The sequence below is a fragment of the Lysobacter sp. Soil_C_59 genome (assembly GCF_057656415.1).
Genome location: NZ_JBDGKK010000001.1, coordinates 44383 through 67803, shown reverse-complemented (window position 1 = coordinate 67803; position 23421 = coordinate 44383). Strand labels below are relative to the sequence as shown.

At 65.5% G+C, this 23421-nt stretch carries 12 protein-coding genes; 9 read left to right on the top strand and 3 right to left on the bottom strand.

Annotation, left to right across the window (positions count from 1 at the left end):
* Positions 1 to 157: 157 nt before the first annotated feature.
* Positions 158 to 1027, bottom strand: coding sequence for a crotonase/enoyl-CoA hydratase family protein (locus AC3A3Q_RS00275; RefSeq protein ID WP_200605137.1), 870 nt, complete (start codon positions 1025 to 1027; stop codon positions 158 to 160).
* A 178-nt stretch (positions 1028 to 1205) separates the two neighbouring features.
* Positions 1206 to 2894 (bottom strand): long-chain fatty acid--CoA ligase, encoded by a 1689-nt coding sequence (locus tag AC3A3Q_RS00270; RefSeq protein WP_487584365.1) that lies wholly within the window; start codon positions 2892 to 2894, stop codon positions 1206 to 1208.
* Between the two features lie 154 nt (positions 2895 to 3048).
* Between AC3A3Q_RS00270 and AC3A3Q_RS00265 the strand changes: the two genes are divergently transcribed.
* Positions 3049 to 3537 (top strand): nuclear transport factor 2 family protein, encoded by a 489-nt coding sequence (locus AC3A3Q_RS00265; RefSeq protein WP_487584364.1) that lies wholly within the window; start codon positions 3049 to 3051, stop codon positions 3535 to 3537.
* A gap of 143 nt (positions 3538 to 3680) precedes the next feature.
* Here AC3A3Q_RS00265 and acnA read toward each other — a convergent pair whose 3' ends face one another.
* Positions 3681 to 6440 (bottom strand): aconitate hydratase AcnA, encoded by a 2760-nt coding sequence (gene acnA, locus AC3A3Q_RS00260; protein ID WP_487584363.1) that lies wholly within the window; start codon positions 6438 to 6440, stop codon positions 3681 to 3683.
* A 211-nt stretch (positions 6441 to 6651) separates the two neighbouring features.
* Between acnA and AC3A3Q_RS00255 the strand changes: the two genes are divergently transcribed.
* The 8 genes from AC3A3Q_RS00255 to AC3A3Q_RS00220 all read left to right on the top strand — a co-directional run bounded on the left by AC3A3Q_RS00255 (position 6652) and on the right by AC3A3Q_RS00220 (position 23358).
* Positions 6652 to 6897, top strand: a complete 246-nt coding sequence (locus tag AC3A3Q_RS00255; protein ID WP_158730873.1) for an AbrB/MazE/SpoVT family DNA-binding domain-containing protein — start codon at positions 6652 to 6654, stop codon at positions 6895 to 6897.
* A 4-nt stretch (positions 6898 to 6901) separates the two neighbouring features.
* Complete coding sequence (locus AC3A3Q_RS00250) at positions 6902 to 7345, top strand: type II toxin-antitoxin system VapC family toxin (protein WP_487584362.1); 444 nt, start codon at positions 6902 to 6904, stop codon at positions 7343 to 7345.
* 59 nt (positions 7346 to 7404) lie between these two features.
* Positions 7405 to 10005 (top strand): bifunctional aconitate hydratase 2/2-methylisocitrate dehydratase, encoded by a 2601-nt coding sequence (acnB, locus tag AC3A3Q_RS00245; protein WP_487584361.1) that lies wholly within the window; start codon positions 7405 to 7407, stop codon positions 10003 to 10005.
* 708 nt (positions 10006 to 10713) lie between these two features.
* Positions 10714 to 13716 carry a TonB-dependent receptor gene (locus AC3A3Q_RS00240; RefSeq protein ID WP_487584360.1) on the top strand — a complete coding sequence of 1001 codons (3003 nt, stop codon included), beginning with the start codon at positions 10714 to 10716 and terminating at the stop codon, positions 13714 to 13716.
* A gap of 731 nt (positions 13717 to 14447) precedes the next feature.
* A complete protein-coding gene (locus AC3A3Q_RS00235; protein WP_487584359.1) occupies positions 14448 to 15047 on the top strand; it encodes an RNA polymerase sigma factor in 600 nt (199 codons plus the stop codon).
* An 8-nt stretch (positions 15048 to 15055) separates the two neighbouring features.
* Positions 15056 to 16054 (top strand): FecR family protein, encoded by a 999-nt coding sequence (locus tag AC3A3Q_RS00230; protein WP_487584358.1) that lies wholly within the window; start codon positions 15056 to 15058, stop codon positions 16052 to 16054.
* A 128-nt stretch (positions 16055 to 16182) separates the two neighbouring features.
* Positions 16183 to 19020, top strand: coding sequence for a TonB-dependent receptor domain-containing protein (locus tag AC3A3Q_RS00225; RefSeq protein WP_487584357.1), 2838 nt, complete (start codon positions 16183 to 16185; stop codon positions 19018 to 19020).
* Positions 19021 to 20139: 1119 nt separating this feature from the next.
* Positions 20140 to 23358: a S8 family serine peptidase gene (locus tag AC3A3Q_RS00220; RefSeq protein WP_487584356.1), complete on the top strand. Its 3219-nt coding sequence runs from the start codon at positions 20140 to 20142 to the stop codon at positions 23356 to 23358.
* Positions 23359 to 23421: the final 63 nt, after the last annotated feature.

Sequence of the window (23421 nt, the reverse complement as noted above, 5' to 3'; positions counted from 1 at the left end):
AAAAGGGTCCGGCCCGCCGGATTTCCCCTCCTGCGGGCGCTGGTTCCCCTTTGGCTCTTGCGGGTATTGCTTCGGATACTTCCTGTCAGGCGGGTGCGAACCTGCCTGATGCTCCTGCGTTTCCCCCGTCAATCATTGCCTTGCCATTGCTTGCCGCTTACGCAGCTCCGTTCGCGGCACGTCGCTCCTGCGCCCGCACCAGGCGGTCCATCGTGCGCAGCGACTTGTCGCCCAGTTGCAGCGCGGTGTCCACCCAGACTTCGGTAATGCGCATCATCTCGTCCAGGGTCACTGCCTGGGTCATCTGGCGCACCTGGTGCATCGCGGCGCGTGCGTGCGGGATGCGGCGGTTGGCGCGGATCACGTCCTCGACTGCCGCCACGCCTTCACCGCGCGGGACCAGCACGTCGACCAGGCCCATCTTGTGCATTTCCTGGCTGCTGAACATGTTGCCTTCCAGCATCAGCTTCTCGGCCACGTGCGGAGTGACGCGCTTGCACAGGAACGAGTAGGCGCCCATGCCCGGGAACAGGTCGAACAGCACTTCCGGCAGGCCCATCAGCACATCTTCTTCGGCGACGATGGTGTGGCAGCTCAGGGCCGCTTCGAAGCCTCCGCCCAGCGCGTCACCCTGGAGCAGGGCGATGCTGTGCGCACCGGCGCCGAGTCCGTCGTGGAAGGCATGCACGCCGCGCACGCACTGGCGGGCGTAGGTCAGCAGGCCGTCGCGGTCGCCGGCACGGATCAGGCGGCAGAACAGATCCAGGTCGCCGCCAAGGTTGAAGGCATCAGCGTCGGAGGCCAGGACCACGTGCGGCAGGGTGCTGCCCTTGGCGGCGCGAAAGCGATCGGCCAGGCCGCGCTGGTACTGGATGATGTCGTCGACCAGGTCCATCGAGAAGCAGGCGCGACGGCCCGGGACGGCGTCCGCGTGCATGTGGCACCAGTAAACGCCGCGGTCGGTCTCTTCGACGACGCGCAGGTTGCGGCCGGTGGCAGTGCGGTGGAACGGGTAGACAGCTGACATTGCGAATCCTCCGTGGATTAAAACCGTCCGGCCGGTCGCGCTGTTCGGGACGGCATTGCGAATCAAGGGGGTGCGTCCGACCGCTCGATTCTATGCCTACAAAAGCAGACGCCCGCAAGGCCGTGGGGCCTTGCGGGCGTCTGGGGCGGGTGCTGGCCGGGCCGGAACCCGGCCAGGATCAGTGGGCGGCGGGGCTTGCGGCCGGGCTGTCACGCAGCTCGCGGCGCAGGATCTTGCCGACATTGGTCTTTGGCAGCTCGGTCCGGAACTCGACGAAACGCGGGTGCTTGTAGCCGGTCAGGTGCTCGCGGGCGTGGGCCTTGACCTGCTCGGCGGTGAGGGTCGGGTCCTTCTTGACGATGACGACCTTGACCGCCTCGCCGGACTTTTCGTCCGGGACACCGACGGCGGCCACTTCCAGCACCCCCGGCATCATCGCGATCACGTCCTCGACCTCGTTGGGGTACACGTTGAAGCCCGAGACCAGGATCATGTCCTTCTTGCGGTCGACGATGAAGAAGAAGCCGTTCTCGTCCATGCGCGCCATGTCGCCGGTGTGCAGCCAGCCGTCGGCATCGATCACCGCGGCGGTGTCCTCCGGGCGGCGCCAGTAGCCCTTCATGACCTGCGGGCCCTTGATGCACAGCTCGCCGACTTCGCCCATCGGCAGCGTCACGCCGTTCTCGTCCTTGACGCAGGCGTCGGTGGACGAGATCGGCAGGCCGATCGAGCCGTTGTAGTCCTTCAGGTCCATCGGGTTGATGCAGGCCGCCGGCGAGGTCTCGGTCAGGCCGTAGGCCTCGACTAGGGTCACGCCGGTCACCTGCTTCCAGCGCTCGGCGACAGAGCGCTGCACGGCCATGCCGCCGCCCAGGGTCAGGTGCAGCCTGGAGAAGTCGACCTGGTCGAAGCCGGGCGTGTTGAGCAGGCCGTTGAACAGCGTGTTGACGCCGGTGATGGCGGTGAACGGCACGCTCTTGAGCTCCTTGACGAAGCCCTTCATGTCGCGCGGGTTGGTGATCATGTAGTTCAGGCCGCCGAACTTCATGAAGACCAGGCCGTTCGCCGTCAACGCGAAGATGTGGTACAGCGGCAGCGCGGTGATGATCACTTCCTCGCCGTACTTGACGCCGGTGCCCACCCACATCGCCGCCTGCTGCATGTTGGCGACCAGGTTGCGATGGGTCAGCATCGCGCCCTTGGCAACGCCGGTGGTGCCGCCGGTGTACTGCAGGAAGGCGATGTCCTGTGGCGAAATTTCCACCTCGGCCAGGGTGTGGCGCTGGCCCAGCGCCAGTGCGTCACGGAAGCGGATCGCGCCGGGCAGGTTGTAGTCCGGGACCATCTTCTTGACGTACTTCAGGACGAAGTTCACCACCGCGCCCTTGAGGCCGAGCATGTCGCCCAGGCCGGTGGTGATTACCTGTTTGACCTGCGTGTCGGCAATCACTTCCTGGACGGTGTGGGCGAAGTTGTCGAGCACCAGGATCACGTTGGCGCCGGAGTCGACCAGCTGGTGGCGCAGCTCGCGCGCGGTGTACATCGGGTTGGTGTTGACCACCGTCAGGCCGGCACGCAACACGCCGAACGTGGCGATCGGGTACTGCAGGCAGTTGGGCATCATGATCGCGACGCGATCGCCCTTCTTGAGCTTCAGTTCGCCCAGCAGGTACGCCGCGAACTGCGCGCTGAGCTGGTCGATTTCGGCATAGGTGAGGGTCTTGCCGAGGTTGGCGAAGGCCGGGCGATCGCGATACTTCTCGATCGCGTTTTCCAGCACGGCGACGACGGACGGGAATTCGTCCACATCGATCTCGGCCGCAACCCCCTGCGGATACTGTGCAAGCCAAGGACGTTCAAAACTCATCGCGCGATCCCCTCTCCAATCGCAGTTGATAGCCTTCGGCGACGCGTGTTGCGAATGCGCCGCCGTACGGTGCTTCCACCGATTGGAGCATAGGCCCCCAAGGCTGGCAAGGCGCGTGCCGATGCGGCGACGGCGGCCGTATCGGCGTGGCAGCATGGCCACGACGACAGCGTGGGCAATCGGCATGGGGCAGGGGATGGGGACCACAAACTGGTTTGTGCGGTGCAGCGTGACACTGATGCTCGTGGTCGTGTTGGCGTCCGGTTGCAGCCGCACGCCGCCGGAGCAACGCCTTCGTCAGTCAGTGGAGTCGTTGCAGCAGGGCATCGAGCAACGCGATGCCTCGGCTCTGGACGCGGTGCTTGCCGAGGATTTCATCGGCCCCGATGCACTCGACCGCGAAGGCGCGGGCAGGATCGCGCGGCTGATGTTCCTGCGTCATCGCCAGATCGGTGTGAAGCTCGGGCCGGTGTCGGTGCAGCTTCAGCCCGGCCATGCAACGGCGCGATTCACGGCGGCGTTGACGGGTGGTTCGGGCGAAGTGCTGCCCGATGCTGCGCAACTCTATGAGGTGGAGACCGGCTGGCGCGAAGTGGGCGGGGAGTGGCGGCTGACCAGTGCGGCGTGGGTGCCGAAGCTGTAGCTACGACAATCACGTCGCGCATCGCAAACGTCCGTCATTCCCGCGAAGGCGGGAATCCATGGACGTTCGCCTTGGCGGCGAGTAGCAACGTCCCTGGATCCCCGCCTCCGCGGGGATGACGGGCCCATGGGTTGTCGGCGCTCTTACGCCGGCTTCTTCGCCGCCAGCTGCCGCAGCACGTAATGCAGGATGCCGCCGTGGCGGAAGTACTCGACTTCCTTCGGCGTCAGCAACAGCACGCGCACTTCGAAGCGCTTCTCGCTGCCGTCAGGGCGCCGCGCGGTTACGGTTGCGGTGCGGGCGCGGCCATCGTCGATGCCGGTGACGCTGATCTCCTCCGAGCCGTCCAGGCCATGCGTGCGCGCGTTCTCGCCATCCTTGAACTGCAGCGGCAACACGCCCATGCCGACCAGGTTGGAGCGGTGGATGCGCTCGAAGCTTTCAGCGATCACCGCCTTGACCCCGAGCAGGTTGGTGCCCTTGGCTGCCCAGTCGCGCGAAGAGCCGGTGCCGTATTCCTTGCCGGCCATCACCACCAGCGGCACGCCGTCGGCCTTGTACTTCATCGCCGCATCGTAGATCGACATCTTTTCCGGAGCCGCACCGCCCTTGGCGAAGTACAGCGTGTTTCCGCCTTCCTCACCGCCAAGCATCTGGTTCTTGATGCGGATGTTGGCGAAGGTGCCGCGGACCATGACGTCGTCGTTGCCGCGGCGGCTGCCGTAGCTGTTGAAGTCGGCCGGCTGCACGCCGCGCGAGACCAGGAAGCGGCCCGCCGGCGAATCCTTCTTGATGTTGCCCGCCGGCGAGATGTGGTCGGTGGTGATCGAGTCGCCGAACAGGCCCATGATGCGTGCGCCGTGGACGTCGTTGATCGTGCCCACGGCCATGCTCATGCCGTCGAAATAGGGCGGGTTCTTGATGTAGGTCGACGCAGCGTCCCAGGCAAACGACTCGCCTTCCGGCGAGGCGATCTGGTTCCAGCGCGAATCGCCCTTGAACACGTCGGCGTAGTTCTGCGCGAACAGCTCCGGCCCGACCGTGGCGGCGATGACGTCGCCGATCTCCTTGTTGCTCGGCCAGATGTCGCGCAGGTGCACGGCGCGGCCGTCGGGCGTATGACCAACCGGTTCGCGGGTCAGGTCGATGTCGACCGTGCCGGCGATGGCGTAGGCCACCACCAGCGGCGGCGAGGCGAGGTAGTTCATCTTCACTTCGGGGTGGACGCGGCCTTCGAAGTTGCGATTGCCCGAGAGCACCGAGGCGACGGCGAGATCGTTCTCGGCGATTCCGCGCGACACCTCATCCGGCAGCGGGCCGGAGTTGCCGATGCAGGTGGTGCAGCCGTAGCCGACGACGAAGAAGCCGAGCTTCTCCAGGTCGTCGAGCACGCCGGCCTTCTTCAGGTAATCGGTGACCACCAGCGAGCCCGGTCCGAGCGAGGTCTTGACCCACGGCTTGGCCTTGAGGCCGAGTTTTGCCGCGTTGCGCGCGAGCAGGCCGGCGCCGAGCATGACGGCGGGGTTGGAAGTATTGGTGCAGGAGGTGATGGCAGCGATCACGACCGAGCCATCGCTCAGTTCCGCATCCTGGTCCTGGATGTGGATCTTCGATTTTGGCCGCGCCGCAAGGTGCTCGGCCTGCGGCTGGTGACCGCCTTCGGCATCCATGCGCCGCACGCTGCCGTTGACGCGGTGGGCGGTGAGGTCGCCGAGGTTCTCGGTGAAGTTGGACTTCATGTCGCTCAGCAGCACCCGGTCCTGCGGACGCTTGGGGCCGGCCAGCGACGGTTTGACGTCGGCGAGGTTGAGTTCGAGCGTGGCCGAGTAGTTGGCTTCGGCCTGGCCCGGCTCGTGCCACAGGCCCTGTGCCCTGGCGTAGGCCTCGACCAGTGCAACCTGCTCGTCGCTGCGTCCGGACAGGCGCAGGTAGGTCAGCGACTCGGCATCGATCGGGAAGATTCCGCAGGTCGCGCCGTACTCCGGTGCCATGTTGGCGATGGTGGCGCGGTCGGCCAGTGGCAGGTGCGGCAGGCCTTCGCCGAAGAACTCGACGAACTTGCCGACCACGCCGAGCTTGCGCAGCATCTGGGTGACGGTGAGCACCAGGTCGGTGGCAGTCGTGCCCTCGGGCAGCTTGCCGGTGAGCTTGAAGCCGACCACCTGCGGAATAAGCATCGACGAGGGCTGGCCGAGCATCGCCGCCTCGGCCTCGATGCCGCCCACGCCCCAGCCGAGCACGCCGATGCCGTTGATCATCGTGGTGTGGCTGTCGGTGCCGAAGACGGTGTCGGGGAAAGCCAGCAGCTCGCCATCGACTTCGCGTTCGACCACCACGCGCGCCAGGTTCTCCAGGTTCACCTGGTGGACGATGCCCGTGTTGGGGGGCACCACCTTGAAGTTGTGGAAGGCCTTCTGGCCCCAGCGCAGGAAGCTGTAACGCTCCATGTTGCGCTCGAACTCGATCTTGCCGTTGAGGTCCAGCGCGTCGGCGCGACCGAACACGTCGACCTGCACCGAATGGTCGATGACCAGTTCCGAGGGAATCAGCGGATTGATCTGGCCGGCGTTGCCGCCGAGCTTGCTGACCGCATCGCGCATCGCCGCCAGGTCGACCACGCAGGGAACGCCGGTGAAGTCCTGCAGCACCACTCGCGCGGGCATGAAGGCGATCTCTGTGTCGGGTTCCTTGCTGGCGTCCCAGCGCGCCACCGCCTCGATGTGCTCCTTGCCGACCGTGATGCCGCCGTCTTCATGGCGCAACAGGTTCTCCAGCAGGATCTTCATCGAGTAGGGCAGCTTGCGGATGTCGAACTTCTCACCCAGCGCCGGCAGGCTGTTGTAGGTGAGGGTCCGGCCATTGACGACAAGCTGGCGGCGGGTGGAGAAGGAGTCATGGGACATGGGGGAAGCTCCTGGCGTGCTGCGTGCTGTGGCTGAATGTGGCTGGGAGACCGGTCGATTATCCGCTGCTCGCGTTAAGGCTACCGGACGATGGTCCGGAACCTGAATACGTGGCCCATTGTGCGCCCGTGCGGTCCCGTCCGATTGAGTATGGGCGGGAAGGTATGTATCATTCATGCATACCTGTTCCGTCCGTCCGAGGAGGTGCGCCATGGAAGCCATCGTTGCCGAACGAGGCCAGATCACCCTGCCCAAGGCCGTGCGCGATGCGCTGGGCCTCACCAAGGGAACCCACCTCAAGGTGGAGCTCGAAGGCGGTCGCATCATCCTGCGCAAGAACGTGGACGACGCCATCTCGCGCGCCCGGGGCCGCTTCAAATTGCCGGAAGGCGTGACCACCGACGACATCATGCGCGAGCTGCGCGGACGCGCACCGGGCGATCCGGTGGACGTCTGACGCCATGACGCCCGCCGGCAACACCATCGCAATCGACACGTCCGTGCTGATCGACCTGCTCGGCGAAGACGCGAGCATGGCCGATGCCGCCGAACAATGCGTCCGCGACGCCCTGGCGCAAGGGCCGGTCGTTCTGTGCGACGTGGTGGTCAGCGAGATCACCGCCGGACTGGGCCATGGCACCGACATCATGGACGTGGTCGAGGAAATGGGGATGCGTTACCTCCCCGTCGAACGCCGTTCGGCCATCCGCGCCGGCGAAATGCAGCGCCGCTTCAACCAGCGTCGGGCCGCGGGGCAGGGCGCCCAGATTTCCCCGCGCACCGTACCGGACTTCATCGTCGGCGCCCATGCACTGCTGCAGTGCGCCGGCCTGATCACGCGCGACGCCGGGTTTTTCCGCGATTACTTCAAGGGTCTGAAGATCATCGTGCCCAAAGCCTTGTAGGGGCATCAAGTTCGTCTGACCGAATCAAGCACAACGCCGCAGTTTTTATGGAGAGAACCATGTTGGAAGCCTACCGCCACCACGTTGCCGAGCGCGCCGCGCTGGGCATCCCGCCGCTGCCGCTGACCCCCCAGCAGACCGCTGACGTCATCGAGCTGCTGAAGAACCCGCCGGCGGGCGAGGGTGCTGCCGCTGAACGGAATTTCCTTATCGATCTGATCACCAATCGCGTGCCGGCAGGCGTCGACGACGCTGCCAAGGTCAAGGCCTCGTACCTGGCCGCAGTGGCCTTCGGTACCGAAGTCAACGCGCTGATCAGCCGCGAGCGCGCTACCGAACTGCTCGGCACCATGCTGGGCGGCTACAACATCCATCCGCTGGTCGACCTGCTCGACGACGCCCAGGTCGGCGTCATCGCCGCCGAAGCGCTTAAGAAGACGTTGCTGATGTTCGACGCCTTCCACGACGTGCAGGAAAAGGCCGAGGCCGGCAACGCCAACGCCAAGGCCGTGCTGCAGAGCTGGGCCGACGCCGAATGGTTCACCAGCCGTCCTGAAGTTCCGGCCAGCCTGACCATCACCGTTTTCAAGGTGACCGGCGAGACCAACACCGACGACCTGTCGCCGGCGCCCGATGCCACCACGCGCCCGGACATCCCGCTGCACGCCCTGGCGATGCTGAAGAACCGCCGCGACGGCATCGAGCCGGAAGAAGACGGCAAGCGCGGCCCGGTCAAGTTCATCGAGTCGCTGAAGGACAAGGGCCACCTGGTCGCCTACGTCGGCGACGTCGTCGGCACCGGTTCCTCGCGCAAGTCGGCCACCAACTCGGTGCTGTGGTTCACCGGCGAGGACATCCCCTTCATCCCGAACAAGCGTTTCGGTGGTGTCTGCCTGGGCAGCAAGATCGCCCCGATCTTCTACAACACGATGGAAGACGCCGGCGCGCTGCCGATCGAGCTGGACGTGTCGCAGATGAACATGGGCGACGTGGTCGAGCTGCGTCCGTACGAAGGCAAGGCGCTCAAGGATGGCCAGGTCATCGCCGAGTTCTCGGTGAAGTCCGACGTGCTGTTCGACGAAGTCCGCGCTGGCGGCCGCATCCCGCTGATCGTCGGCCGCGGCCTGACCGCGAAGGCGCGTGAAGCGCTGGGCCTGGCGCCGTCGACCCTGTTCCGCCTGCCGTCCAACCCGGTCGACAGTGGCAAGGGTTACTCGCTGGCGCAGAAGATGGTCGGCCGCGCCTGCGGTTTGACCGACGGCACCGGCATCCGCCCGGGCACGTACTGCGAGCCGAAGATGACCTCGGTGGGTTCGCAGGACACCACCGGCCCGATGACCCGCGACGAGCTCAAGGATCTGGCCTGCCTGGGCTTCTCGGCCGACCTGGTGATGCAGTCGTTCTGCCACACCGCCGCGTACCCGAAGCCGGTCGACGTCAAGACCCACCACGAGCTGCCGGCCTTTATCAGCAACCGCGGCGGCATCGCCCTGCGTCCGGGCGACGGCGTGATCCACTCCTGGCTCAACCGCATGCTGCTGCCCGACACCGTCGGCACCGGCGGCGACAGCCACACCCGCTTCCCGGTGGGCATCTCGTTCCCGGCAGGCTCCGGCCTGGTTGCGTTCGCCGCGGCCACCGGCGTGATGCCGCTGGACATGCCCGAGTCGGTGCTGGTGCGCTTCAAGGGCACCATGCAGCCAGGCGTGACCCTGCGTGACCTCGTCAACGCGATCCCGCTGGCCGCAATCAAGCAGGGCATGCTGACGGTTGCCAAGCAGGGCAAGAAGAACATCTTCTCCGGCCGCATCCTCGAGATCGAGGGCCTGCCGCAGCTCAAGGTCGAGCAGGCATTCGAGCTTTCCGACGCCTCGGCCGAGCGTTCGGCGGCCGGCTGCACGGTCAAGCTCGACAAGGAACCGATCATCGAATACCTCACCAGCAACATCACGCTGCTGAAGTGGATGATTGCCGAGGGTTATGCCGACCCGCGCTCGCTGGCGCGCCGCATCAAGGCGATGGAAGCCTGGCTGGCCAACCCGCAGCTGCTGGAAGGCGATGCCGACGCCGACTACGCCGCCGTCATCGACATCGACCTCGACCAGATCGTCGAGCCGATCGTGGCCTGCCCGAACGACCCGGACGACGTGAAGACGCTGTCCGATGTCGCCGGCGCGGTCATCGACGAGGTCTTCATCGGTTCGTGCATGACCAACATCGGCCACTTCCGTGCCGCCGCCAAGCTGCTGGAAGGCAAGCGCGACATCCCGACCCGCCTGTGGGTCGCGCCGCCGACCAAGATGGATGCGTCCGAGCTGACCAAGGAAGGCCACTACGGCACCTTCGGCACCGCCGGCGCGCGCATGGAAATGCCGGGCTGCTCGCTGTGCATGGGCAACCAGGCGCAGGCGCGCGAGGGCGCGACGGTGTTCTCGACCAGCACCCGCAACTTCCCCAACCGCCTGGGCCGCAATACCAACGTGTACCTGGGTTCGGCGGAACTGGCGGCGATCTGCTCGCGCCTGGGCCGCATCCCGACCCGCGAGGAGTACATGGCGGACATCGGCGTGATCAACGCCAAGGGCGCCGAGATCTACCGCTACATGAACTTCGACCAGATCGAGGATTACCGCCAGGTGGCGGAGACCGTCGCAGCCTGATCAGTAGCGAAATGCGTTGGACAAGAACCCCGGCCATGCCGGGGTTTTTGTTTGCGTGCGTGGGTCAGTGGGGGAGGAGGTGGGGTGTATTCCGCGAACCTCCGCTTCGCTCCGTTTACTGTTCGCGAAATACACCCCACCCCCTCCTTTTGGAAGCTGCGGTTGTTTCATCGACCTTCGCGTGTCGGGTCGGTGCGCTGGCCGCGTGACACGGCTGATCGGGTCGGACTCGGGCTGTGGCGATACAGGGCGGTGTCCGTGCCCTCGCTCGGTTGCGAGTTTGGTCACGGACGCCCGCGGTAGCGCGTGGTGGTTCCAGAAGCTTGAAGCAACGTCCATGGATTCCCGCATTCGCGGGAATGACGGGCTGAAGGACAACGACGCTCGGTCCCTGCATTCGCGGGGATGACGGGTTGCTATTGAAGACCTGGCAATGAAGTGCCGGCCCGGCGGACGATGCCACGCCGCAGTCGGAAGACGAGTCTTCGCGGAAATCACGCGCCAATCACGCGTTGATCGGGGTGTGCAAGGGCCGCGTGTTTGCCGAATCGGCTCGCGGATTTTTCGCGATCCATCGGCTGTATTGAAATGTTCACGAAACGGCACTTGACACGTTGAATGCCGTTCATGACGAAAGTCATAGTCGGGTCGCCCTCGGGAGAAGGGCACTCACTGACTTTGGGAGAGGAAGAAGTGTCGAGAACAACAATGAATCGTGCGCTGCGACGCAGCGCGCTGACGGTGGCGCTTGGCCTGTGTTTCGCATCGAACGTGCAGGCGCAATCCAATACCGCAGGTGCCGTGTTCGGCCAGGCGGGCGCAGGCGATACGGTGCTGGTTGAGAATCCGGCAACCGGCTTCAAGCGCAGCATTTCCGTCGGCAGCGACGGCCAGTACCGCGCATCGGCTCTGCCGACCGGCAGCTATCGCATCACCCTGCAGCGCGCCGACGGCACCAGCTCGGTCCGCGAGAACGTGACCGTCAACGTCGGTACCGGTACCTCGGTCAACTTCGGCGCGGCACCGGCAGGTGGCGCCACCGACCTGGAAGCGATCCAGGTCACCGCCGCACTGGTCAATCCGATCGACGTCTCGTCGGTGGAGTCGACCACCATCCTCACCGCCGAGCAGATCGCCAAGATCCCCGTGCCGCGCGACGTGACCAGCGTGGCGCTGCTTGCCCCTGGCACGGTCAAAGGCGATGCCGCGTTCGGAAACCTCGCCTCGTTCGGCGGCGCCTCGGTGGCCGAGAACGCGTACTTCGTCAACGGCTTCAACATCACCAACTCGTTCAAGGGACTGAACTTCGCCAACATCCCGTTCGAAGCGATCGGCGAACAGCAGATCAAGACCGGCGGCTACGGCGCCGAGTTCGGTCGCGCCCTCGGCGGCGTGGTCAACCTGGTCACCAAGCGCGGCACCAACGAGTTCCATGCCGGCGGCAACATCTTCTATACCGCCAGCAGCCTGCGTGCCACCGAGCGCGACATCTACTCGCCCGATGGCCAGCTGATCTCCGACAACTCCAGGGACAAGGATCCGACCGAGACCATCGCTTCGGTGTGGGCCAGCGGCGCGCTGGTCAAGGACACGCTGTTCGGTTACGCCCTGTTGCAGTACGGCCGCGAGAGCGGTTCGCGCAGCTACGGCGACAACCTCAGCGTGCTCAACGACAGCGAGACCGCCAAGAACCCGAACTGGCTGGTCAAGCTCGACTGGAACATCAACGACGCCAACCTGCTCGAGTTCACCGGCTTCTCCGACAAGCGCGAAACCGAGCGTGACGTGTTCTCCAACCCGCAGGGCATCAGCCAGCGCCAGAACTACCTGGGCACGGTCCATGACGAGACCGGCGGCAACAACTACGTCATGAAGTACACCGGCTACCTGACCGACAGCTTCACGCTCAGCGCCCTGTACGGCACCGGTGAATACAAGCGCAGCAATTACGGCATCAACGCCGCCGGCGAGCGCCTGGTCTATGACGGCGTGGTCAGCCCGGACAATGCCGCCGGGATCATTGGTGCCACCGGTTGCCCGGTGGTCAGCGATGGCCGTCCGGACGCGGTAGCCGGCCTCATCCCGGCCATCACCAGTTCCTGCAGCTTCCTCGGCCAGAACCTCGGCCTGACCGACGCAAAGGACGAGCGCGACCAGTTCCGCATCGACGCCGAATGGCAGCTCGGTTCGCACCTGCTGCGCGCCGGTTACGACAGCGACACGTTCAAGTCGCGCGACGGCGAGGCCAGCGAAGGCGGCGTGGCATGGCGTTACGTGGTCCGCCAGGGCCGTGACCAGGTCCGTCGCCGAGTGTTCCAGACCGGCGCGGATGTCGAGGTCGATTCCGAGGCGTTCTACATCGAAGACACCTGGAGCATCACCGACAGCTTCAACGCCTACATCGGCCTGCGCTGGGACAGCTTCGAGAACAAGAACGGCGAAGGCCAGACCTACGTCAAGCAGGACAACCAGTTCGGCCCGCGCCTTGGCTTCTCGTGGGACGTCAACGGCGACTCGACGCTGAAGATCTTCGGTAACGCCGGCCGCTACGCGCTGCCGATCGCGGCGAACGTGGCCGTGCGCGGTTCTAGCCCGTCGCTGTACAGCCAGCAGTACTTCGATTACACCGGTGTCGATCCGGTCACCGGTGTGCCCACCGGCCTGACCGAGTCGAGCGCGCTGAGCTACCTCAACAACGAGTTCGGCATCGGCAAGGATCCGCGCACGATCGCTTCGAAGAACCTCGATCCGCAGTACCAGGACGAGTACATCCTCGGCTTCCAGAAGGCGATCACCGACAACTTCTCCGGCGGCGTGCGCGCGATCTACCGCGACCTGAAGCGTTCGATCGACGACCAGTGCGACTACCGCGTGTTCGAGCAGTGGGCCGACGACAACGGCTACGCGATCGACTCGTACAACCCGGCCTTCGCCTACTGCCACATCTACAACCCGGGCCGCGACCTGGATGTCGACATCGACATCGACGCCGACGGCACGCTGGAGCATGTGATGATCCCGGCCGACAAGCTCGGTCCGAAGTCCAAGCGCACCTACACCGCGGTGGAGTTCTTCGCCGAAGGCCAGATCACCGACAAGTTCTTCCTGCAGGGTTCCTACACCTGGTCGAAGAACAAGGGCAACGCCGAAGGCGGCGTGAAGTCGGACATCGGCCAGGACGACACCGGCGTTACCCAGGACTTCGACTATCCGGAGCTGATGGTCGGCGCCGATGGCTACCTGCCCAACGATCGTCGCCACACGTTGAAGCTGTTCGGAAACTACGAGTTCAACGACCAGTGGTCGACGGGCGCGAACTTCCTCTACCAGAGCGGTCGTCCGATCAACTGCTTCGGTGTGTACGGGGATGACCCGGTTGGTTACCTCAACAGCTACTTCTCGTGCGACGCCGGCCCGGTCGATCCGGACACTGGCAGCAACGGCACCACGATCGTGCGTCGCGGTTCGGCGGGTCGCACCGACGACATCTTCAACCTCGATCTGAACGTGTCCTATCGTCCGTCGTTCGCCGAGGGTCGCCTGGCCCTGAAGATGGACGTGTTCAACGTGTTTAACCGCCAGAAGGCGCTGGCGGTGGACGAGTCGGGCGAAGACACCACGGGCAACCCGCTGGTGGGCATCACCTACCTGACCCCGACGGTCTACCAGGCGCCGCGCGCGGTTCGCTTCATGGTCCAGTACAACTGGTAAGCACCCGCTGCTGACAGTTTGTTTCGCGGCCGCCCTCGGGCGGCCGCGCTTTTTCCGGGCTTGCGTGTTGCCTGTTGCATGCCGTGGGCCGTGGCCCTTGGCCATGTGCCATGTGCCATGTGCCGTGTGCCGTGTGCCGTGTGTGCCGCGCGTTGCGTGTTGAGTCTGCGGAGTGGCGTCGTCCGCCGGGCCGGGGATTGCTCCGCCCCTTCGCCGGACATCCTGTCCGGAGGCGGGGCGTGGGCCATCCATGGCCCACTGCTGCGCAATCCCCGGCCCGTCGAACGCCGCTCCGGCATTTCATTGCCCGGTCTTCGGCTGTTGTTCGTCATTCCCGCGAAGGCGGGAACCCATGGACGTTGCCCTTGCCCGTCATCCCCGCGAAGGCGGGGACCCAGCGACGTCGTTCTCCTCTGTCACGCCGCACAACCAATCCGTGACCCCGGTCGGGAACTGAACGGTCGCCACCGGGCCGGGTGGGGTGGCGCCACGGCCGTTGCGTTGTGGTGGGCATGGGAATGCCACTGTCGACGCCAGCCGCACCAGGGACGGGCACTACCGCGTCGCGGGCGGTCGTGCCGGTCCGGCCGGGCGCATGCTACAAATTGCGCGTTCGCGGCCGACCCGTCCGCACTGGAGCCAGCCATCCCCGTCATGCGCATGAGCGTTCGCCCCACTTCCGCTTCGAACCGGAACCGCTGCCGTTGCGGCGGCGCATGCCGCGTGGCGGGGTGAGCGACGCAATGGCCGAGGCGATGCTGCCGTCCCCACCGCGAGAAGACGAACTCGTCACCGCCGCGCCAGCCGCGGATGGCGACGGCTTCGACCAGTTCCTGCGTGAGCACCAGGCGCCGTTGATCGCGTTCCTGGCGCGACGCGCCGGCGATGAGGACGCCAAGGACATCGCCCAGGAGGCGATGGTCCGGCTGATGCGCTACCGCTCCCAGCCGGCGGACCAGTTGCGTCCGTTGATGTACCGCATCGCCCTGAACGTGCTCAACGACCGCGGCCGCCGCGACTCGACGCGACAGGCGTCGGCGCATGTCAGCCTCGACCAGGATTTCCTCGGCCTGGCGTCGTCGGAGCCCAGCCACGACCAGCGCATTGCCCATGAGCAGGAGTTGGCGCTTGTACGGGCGGCAATCCTGCAAATGCCCGAGCGCTGCCGCCAGGTCTACCTGCTCAACCGGATCGAAGGCATGAGCTACAGCCAGATCGCAAGCCACTGCGGGATTTCGGTGAAGGCCGTGGAAAAGCACATCGGCAAGGCGCTGGGATTGTTGCGGCTGAAGCTGAAGCAAAGCGGTCTCAGCCGCGAGGACCAATCATGAGTACAAGGATGTTCGAACATGACACCGGCCAGCCTGACACCGGTGCCAGCCAGGCAGAAGCCTGGCTGGCGCGGCTGATGTCGCCCGAATGCGAACCGCACGAGCGGGCCGCATTCGAGGACTGGCTGGCGCAGTCGCCCGACAACATCGCCGCCTACATCGAGGCCGAGCGGATCCATGCGCTGGCCGCGGGCCTGGGCTCGGACGATCTTCTGCGTGCGGCCGCACAGTCGGCCCGGCGCAGACCCGCGGAATCACAGCGCAACTGGCGGTCGTGGTTGCCAGCCGCGGCCGCGGCCGTCCTTGTTGTCGCCGTGGCCACCGCCACGCTGTGGCCGCGCCCGGCAGAGAAGGCCGTCGTCCAGCAGTTCGTGACGGCCCAGGGCGAGCAGCGCGAGATCACGCTGTTCGACGGTACCGTGCTGCGCCTGGACACAGGCTCGCAAATCACTACCCGCTTCGATGGCCGCCAGCGTCTGGTCGAACTCGAGAGCGGTCGCGCCCAGTTCGTGGTCGCCGCCGACCCGGATCGTCCGTTCCTGGTCAAGGCAGGTCCCGGCACCGTGCGTGACATCGGCACGACGTTCCAGGTCAGCCGCATCGACGGGCAGGTCAACGTCGGCCTACTCGAAGGACGGGTCGACGTCTCGGTCGGGTCCGGCGCCGATGTCCGCCGCAGCGAGCTGGCACCTGGCGAACAGATCAGCATCGATGGCAACGGCGCCATCGGCGGCAAGCAACCGCTCGACCTGGCTGCGGCGCATGCCTGGCCGCAGGGCGATCTGGTGTTCCGCCAGCGACGGCTCGACGAGTTGCTGGTCGAGATGAACCGCTATTCGCAGGTGCAGCTGCGACTCGACGACCCGGCACTGGGTTCGTTGCAGGTCAGCGGCGTGTTCCACGCCGGCGACCAGGAAGCGCTGGTGGCGGCACTGGAACGCGGCTGGTCGCTGCGGGCACAGCGCCAAGGCGCCGAAGAGATCGTCCTGAGCCGACCGGCGCAGTAATCGCCGGGCGCCGGAAACGCTGCCTGCGGCATCGCGGTGGAGGGGGGCCAAGCGTCCCAAGGGAACGCATTGCCACCCCCGTCGGCCTCCCGTAATGTGCGCCTCAGGGCAGCCCGTTCACCGGACGAATGGCCAGGTCGTACTGTTTCACCCTTGCCATCGCTGGCGCACTGTCATGGGGCTGCCTGGCGGCTGTCTGCTACGCGGCCGAAGAGGTTGCAGCGCCAGTGCGTCTGGTTGTCCCGGCCGGCAAGCTCGACCGCGCGCTGCAGGCGTTGGCGACGCAGAGCCACACCCAGATCCTCTACGCCCCCGGACTGGTGGAAGGCCGGCGCGCTCCCGGTCTGCAGGTGCGCATGCCGCCGCAACAGGCGCTGGACCTGCTGTTGCAGGGCAGCGGACTGCGCGCGGTGCAGGTCAATGCCAACACCTTCCTGATCGAAGCCGAAAGCGCATCCACGAGCGTTGCGTCCGGGGCGCCGTCGGCGCGAGGCGATGCCCCTACCGAGCTGGATACGGTGCAGGTCACCGGCACCCACATTCCGCGCTCGAGCCTGGACGTGGTCACCGCGGTGCCGCTGACCCGCATCACCCGCGCCCAGATCGAGGCCAGCGGCTACCAGGCACTGTTCGAGTTGCTGAGTTACCAACCCGGCATGGTCAGCCACCATCCGGTCGACGTCGCCACCGACGGCGGTTTCCAGTCGCAGCAACCATTCGCCGCCGCCGCAACTACCAGCCTGTACGGGCTGGGGCCTCGCGCCACCTTGTTCCTGCTCGACGGTCGCCGCATGGCCAACTATGGGTTGGCGTCGGCCGACCTGGGCGGACTGACCGATCTCAACGGCATTCCGTTGAGCATGGTCGAGCGCATCGAGATCATCCGCGGCGGCGCCTCCGCCATTTACGGTGCCGACGCGATGGCGGGCGTGGTCAACATCATCCTGCGCAAAGGCCAGGTGGGCGGTGAAGCGGTCGCCCGCTATGGATTGTCCGAGCGCGGCGATGCCGAGCAGCGGCGGTTCTCCTTCAACTATGGCCAGGTCGCCGATGACGGTGGCAACTGGTCGATCAGCGCCGATTACCTGCACCGCGACGCGCTCCTCGGCGACGACCGCGCCTGGCGAAGCGCCGACCTGCGCCGACTGGGCCTGCGCGACCAGCGCGTCCCGCTGGCCTACTTCAGCGCCCAGGGCCTGGAGCACTGGGCCTGCCCGGACCGTATCCGCGACGACGCCGGCGAGTGCTATCTCGACAAGCCGCGCTACGTCACGCTGCAACCGGAGCTGGAGAGCACCGCGGTCTATGGACAGATCCGGCAGCCACTGACCGACAACGTCGAATTCAGTGCTTCCTTGCGCCTGAGCCAGGTCCAGCAACGACTGCAGGGAGCGCCATTCCATGCCGCCGTCTTCCTGCCTTTCGATCACCCCGACGACTGGTTCCAGGGAAACGCCACCGTCCTCAACTACGCCTTCTTCGACATCGGACAGGTGCGCAGCCGCAGCACCGCCCGCAGCGGTGACCTCACCCTGGGCCTGGATGGCTATCGCGGCGAGTGGCAGTGGCGGCTGGATCTCGCCCACCACCGTAATGACGTCGACAACCTGATCGACGGACTGGTCAGCAACAGTGTCCTTCAGCGTGCGATCGATGACGTGAGCTACCGCTTCAACAGCGCCGGCAATCCGCAGGCGCTGCTGTCCGAACTGTCGCCACGTGTGAAGGTGCAGGGCGATGCGCAGTTCGACCAGTTCGCCTTCAGTGCCAACGGGCCCTGGTTCTCGTTGCCGGGCGGCCAAACCCAGGCCGCCGTCGGCATGGAATGGAATCGCGATGCGCTGGACAATCGTCCCGATCCGTTGATGATCGCCGGCGACATCGCCCTGGGCGCGCAGAAGATCGCCATCGACGAGCATCGCTACAGCTCGGCCCTCTATGCCGAACTGAGCATGCCGGTGACGACCTGGCTCAATGCCGACCTGGCATGGCGGATCGATCATCGCCAGGGTTATGAAAGCAGGTCCTCGCCGATGCTCGGCCTGAAGTGGAAGCTGTCGCCGTCGCTGACATTGCGCGGCACCGCCGCCTCCGGCTATCGCGCCCCGACCTTGTTCGAGCTGCGCCGCCCGACCGCCTCCGATTCGGTCGATATCGTCGAGATGACCGACGCACTGGCGCCGTGTCAGGTGCCGATCCAGGCCGACGATGGCGTGACCTATTGCCTGGTCTCGCTCGGCGGCAGGGAGAATCCGGACCTGCAGCCGGAAACCTCGCGCAGCTACATCCTCGGCATGGTGTGGGCGCCGACGGCCGACTTCGACGTCAGTCTCGACCGCTTCCGCATCCTGCGTCGCAACGAGATCCTCAGCACCAACGCGCTGGCCAATCCGTCGGCCTTCGCCGAGGCGCTGGAGCGCGACGAGCAGGGCGGGTTGTTCGCGATCAATGACTACTTCACCAACGTCGGGCGCACCGAAGTGGATGGCTGGGAGTTCCAGTCCGAATACCGCATCGCCACCGACGCGCACGGCAGCTTCGTGCTGCGCCTGGCGGCGAGTTACCTCGACCACCTTCGGCGCCAGGCCAACGCCGCCAGCCCGGAGCTCGACTACGCCGGTCACGGCACGCCCCAACGCTCGGTACTGGCCGGCGCGGAGTGGACCGTCGGCGACTGGATCGCGGCACTGAACATCCACGAGCTCGGACCGTCGGACGTTGCCGCGCCGGGCGAACCCTGCCCGCAGGGCAATGCCAGCGTGCGCAAATGCCGCACGCCGGCCTGGACCACGGCCGACCTCTACCTGGCCTATGTCGGGCTGGCCAGCTGGCGGTTCTCGCTCAACATCAACAACCTGACCGACCATCAGCCGGTCAACTACGACTCCGACAAGCTCGGCTACGACATCGCCTACGACGACCCGCGCGGTCGCTATTACCTGCTGAGCGCGGCGTACCGCTTCTAGGGTTGCCGGGAAGCGGGCGCGATGCCTCCGTGAAAATAAACTGCCAGGCCGGGTAGGGGGGTAGGGCGTCGCCTGCGTTACTGGCCATGACCTTCCGAAAGGAAGGCTCACGCGCCAAGGATGGCGCACCTATTCACCGCTTCGACAACGTTCGCGCTGCCCCGCGGGCTGTACTGGTGGTAAAGGCTTCCGGATGAAGCATCACGCGCCACGGATGGCGCAATTCAATTGAGACGGCCAGGCTCCGCGCGCCTTCCCCCGCGGATCGCGAAGGTCGTACCTGCAGTCTTCTGGATGAAGCATGGGGCGCCAAGGATGGCGCCAGTTTCATCCGCGCCTCTCTTTCGCCAAGACTTCGATGCACGTTCGCCGTGCCAATCGCGTATTCATCATCGCCGCAGCCAGCGTGCGTATTTCGCGCGTGCTTTGAGACGATTCTCATATACGACCCGCAATCGTAGTGGTCAGATGAGGCGTCCGCGAATTTTGTGTGATTGGGGACTTCGACTCAGCAACAGCTGTCTGGTTTTCGACAGGCATTCGTGCGCGCGGATCGCGCATGTCGTGTCGGCGAGCATTGCCTGCAAGTCGCACCAAGCAAGTCAGCGGGAACTGCGTAGTTTGCGCGCCAGGAGGGTGCGTAGCCGGGTGGGTTACCACGGACCCACGCCGGTCAGTGCCGGGGGCTCCCCCCCTGCGTCCGGCATGTCTGGGGAAGTCGATGGATCGACTTCTCCAGACTCTTTCGTGGTCCTCGGCGTCACCAGTCCTGCGCACGGTTCATGGCGGCGGGAGCGAGTGCGTGCGACATGAAACGCATGAGACGGCAGATCCCGCTCCTGACTAATGACAGGCTGCAGAATTGCGGCCCATTCCCGTGCATGCACGACAGCACTGCACCTCGAACGCTCGCAGGGATCTCCGAGTGTTTCAGATGATTCTCATTTTCTGACGTGGACTTGAAGTGGTCACCTACGCCGGGTCAGCCGGGGGCCGGAATTCGGCAAGGTTGACCAGCGGTAGACGGGAGCGCCGCGACAAGAAGCGGAACCTGGAGTCTGGAGAGCGCCAACGGCGTCTTGACCAGGCTCGTCCATGTCAAACAAGGAGCGTCTGGACATGCAGCAAAAGGCAAGGGGAGCGAACGCACAAGCTGAAAGCATCACATGCGCCAGCTCGGCACTATCCGCGGCGATCGCGGGGACCATTTTTCTCGCTGGGCTCGCGACCGCGAACGCTCAAGGTGCAGTCAGTGAAGCTGGTCGCACCGGTGACCCAGGAAGCTGGCGCTCCGAAGAATTCAAGGCGGACTGGGGGCTTGCCGCGATCCGTGCCGAGTACGCCTACGCACGCGGCCTGAGTGGTCGCGGCGTTCGCACCGGCATCTTCGACAGCGGCACCGGCCTCGATCACCCGGAGTTCGCGGGCAAGGATCACCGCAGTCTGCAGATTGCGGACACCCTTGCCGACGGTAGTCGATGCACCAATACGACCTTCCTCTCGGGTCCCGGCGCCTGTTTCTCTTCGCGTGGCGATGACGTCGCCATTGAGTACATCCAGATTGACGACAGCGTCCCGGAGCGTGTTCGCGAGATCATCCGCAGGGGGAGTTATGCGCCCGGCTTTCGGTACAACGACCATGGAACCCATGTCGGTGGAACGATTGCCGCCAACCGCGACGGTCGCGGTACCCATGGGGTAGCTTTCGGCGCAGACCTGACGACTGCGCGTCTGTTCTCCAACTCTGTTTCGCAGTGGCAAAGGGTCCCTGGCGGGTATTCGCCGGTGAATCTGCTTGGCTTCGGTGCCGATGTCTCGGCGATCGCCGATATGTACCGGCAAATGAACGCACAGGAGGTCCGGGTCATCAATCACAGCTGGGGCTACGCCGTTGAGCCCGACACGACCGAGGGCGTGGACTCCAGCCTTTTCGATCCAGGCGCAGCGGATTACTGGCGAGCCATTACCGATGGTTCGCGGGCAACGGGACTGATCCAGGTTTGGGCCGCAGGCAACAACGACGTTGGGGCCGCAAGTCCCGAAGCACACCCGATTGCGGGCATCCACGCCACGTTGCCGCGTGCATTCTCAGACATCGAGCAGTATTGGCTCAGCGTGGTCAATGTCGACCGAAACCTGGTCCTGGCCAGCAGCTCGAACAAATGCGGGCTTAGCATGAACTGGTGCGTTGCCGCACCAGGGGCCGAAATCCAGTCGACGATCTACGCAGGTGGCGGAAACACTCGAGGTGAACTTACGACGAGCCCGGATGGCAGCGTCAGCCTGGAAGTCCGTTCGCGAATGCCAACCTACCGTTATGCCACGTACACCGGCACATCGATGGCTGCGCCGCACGTCACTGGTTCGTTGGCACTGCTGATCGAACGCTTTCCGTACCTCGACAATGCCCAGGTGCGCGATGTCCTGTTGACCACGACCACCGACCTCGGTGCGCCCGGTGTCGACGACATCTACGGTTGGGGCCTGGTCAACCTGGAGAAGGCGATCGACGGACCGGGTCAGATTCGTGTGGATACCAATGTGGTGATGAACCAGCGCGCTGGCGGCCTCAAGGTCTGGGGAGGCGAGGCCTGGGACGACTGGCGCAACGACATCGGCGGCAGCGGTCGGTTGACCAAGTCGGGCGTTGGCTGGCTGCGGCTGAGTGGCAAGAACACCTTCGGCGGCCTTGATGTCAGGCAGGGCGTGCTCGAACTGGATTCCGATAATCGCCTGGGCAAAGTCGAGGTCAACGGCGGCTTGTTCGTGCTCATTGGAAAGCTGGCCAGTACCGACCTGCTCGTCAACAGCGGCGTCGCCAGCGTCGAGGGACGTGTGACCGGCGGCGCTACCCGGATTGCGGCAGGCGGCAGTCTGCACGGCAACGGCACTTTGGGCGACACCGTGGTCGAGGGCACCGTCGCTCCGGGCAACTCGATCGGCACCCTGCACATCGTGGGCACCTACACCCAGGCACCGGGTTCGTTGTACGAGGCCGAGATCGCAGCGCCGTCGGCATCCGATCTCATCGATGTCACCGGGCGCGCCAACCTGCTGGGCGGTACGGTGCGGGTGTTCAATGCGCCGGGCCAGTACTTGTTGGGACAGCGCTTCAACATCCTCACGGCGACCGGTGGCGTGTCGGGCCAGTTTGCCCGCATCGACGCGTCGGCCATTTCGCCGTTCCTGAAGTTCGACTTCAACTACGGCGCGGACGGGGTCAACGTTGACGTCGCTCGAGGCCTCGCGCTTGCGGCGGCCGCGCGCACAGGCAACCAGCGTTCTGCCGCGAGGTCCGCCGACGCTCTGCCATTCAACGCGCGGCTGGCGCAGACGCTGACGCTGCTGTTCCCGCAGCAGGCCCTCAGCGCGCTGGACTCGCTAAGCGGCGAACTCTATCCCAGCGTCCAGTCGGTGCTGGTCGAGGGCAGTCGTCATGTGCGTGATGCCGCGCTGGTCCGGGCCCGGGCCGGTTCCGGTGAGTTCGCGCCGGCCAATGGCGATGCGCCGTCGGCCGCGTGGATCCAGGTGCTCAGCAGCGGCGGCACGCTGCACGCCGATGGCAATGCCGGCGAAGTCGAGTACAACGGCAGCACCACGCTGCTCGGCTACGACTTCCGCTTCGATAATGGTTTTCGCGTGGGCGTGCTCGGTGGTCTTGGCCGGGATGACGTGAAGCTTCAGAGCCGGCATTCGAAGGGTGACATCCACACGCGTCACGCCGGCCTGTATGCGGGCCAGGCCTGGGGCGGCTTCGGCGTGCGTGCGGGTCTTGGCTATGCGGCGCATGACGTCGATGGCGAACGGACCATCGCGTTTCCCGGCGTGCAGGATCGGACCCGTGCCGACTACGATGCCGACACCCGCCAGGCGTATATCGAAGGCGGCTATCGCTGGGCTGCCGGTGCCTGGGAATGGGAGCCGTACGGGCAGTTCGCCCAGGTGCGGACGAGTTCGGATCGCTTTGTCGAACGCGGTGGCGTCGCTGCGTTGGCCGGGCAGGTTGCAGACAGTCGGATCAATCTCTCGACGCTGGGGCTGCGCTTCAACCTCAACCTCAAGGTCGCCGAACAGAAGGAAAGCTGGCTGAGCCTGCGCGGCGGCATGGCTCGTCGACATGCCAGTGGTGACCTGTCGTCGACTGCGTCGCTGGCCTGGCAAGGCGGCGGGGCGTTCGATGTTTACGGCGTGCCTCTGGCCGAGAACGCCGACCTGGCCGAAGTCGGCCTGGGGGCACGGGTCAGTCGCAATGGCCTGGTCGAGTTGAACTACAGCGGGCAGTTCGCCGACGAGTCCCGCGACCACGGCGTGAACGCGCGTTACACCCTCAACTTCTGACCAATGCAGCGACGACACCGTCGCTTGGAGCAGATGCACTCCAAAGCAAAAAGGCCGCGATTT

Excerpts from the sequence above, each read along its gene's own strand:
- AC3A3Q_RS00275 (WP_200605137.1), bottom strand. The coding sequence starts at position 1,027 with ATGTCAGCTGTCTACCCGTTCCACCGCACTGCCACCGGCCGCAACCTG.
- AC3A3Q_RS00270 (WP_487584365.1), bottom strand. The coding sequence starts at position 2,894 with ATGAGTTTTGAACGTCCTTGGCTTGCACAGTATCCGCAGGGGGTTGCG.
- AC3A3Q_RS00265 (WP_487584364.1), top strand. The coding sequence starts at position 3,049 with ATGGCCACGACGACAGCGTGGGCAATCGGCATGGGGCAGGGGATGGGG.
- acnA (WP_487584363.1), bottom strand. The coding sequence starts at position 6,440 with ATGTCCCATGACTCCTTCTCCACCCGCCGCCAGCTTGTCGTCAATGGC.
- AC3A3Q_RS00255 (WP_158730873.1), top strand. The coding sequence starts at position 6,652 with ATGGAAGCCATCGTTGCCGAACGAGGCCAGATCACCCTGCCCAAGGCC.
- AC3A3Q_RS00250 (WP_487584362.1), top strand. The coding sequence starts at position 6,902 with ATGACGCCCGCCGGCAACACCATCGCAATCGACACGTCCGTGCTGATC.
- acnB (WP_487584361.1), top strand. The coding sequence starts at position 7,405 with ATGTTGGAAGCCTACCGCCACCACGTTGCCGAGCGCGCCGCGCTGGGC.
- AC3A3Q_RS00240 (WP_487584360.1), top strand. The coding sequence starts at position 10,714 with ATGAATCGTGCGCTGCGACGCAGCGCGCTGACGGTGGCGCTTGGCCTG.
- AC3A3Q_RS00230 (WP_487584358.1), top strand. The coding sequence starts at position 15,056 with ATGTTCGAACATGACACCGGCCAGCCTGACACCGGTGCCAGCCAGGCA.
- AC3A3Q_RS00225 (WP_487584357.1), top strand. The coding sequence starts at position 16,183 with ATGGCCAGGTCGTACTGTTTCACCCTTGCCATCGCTGGCGCACTGTCA.
- AC3A3Q_RS00220 (WP_487584356.1), top strand. The coding sequence starts at position 20,140 with ATGCAGCAAAAGGCAAGGGGAGCGAACGCACAAGCTGAAAGCATCACA.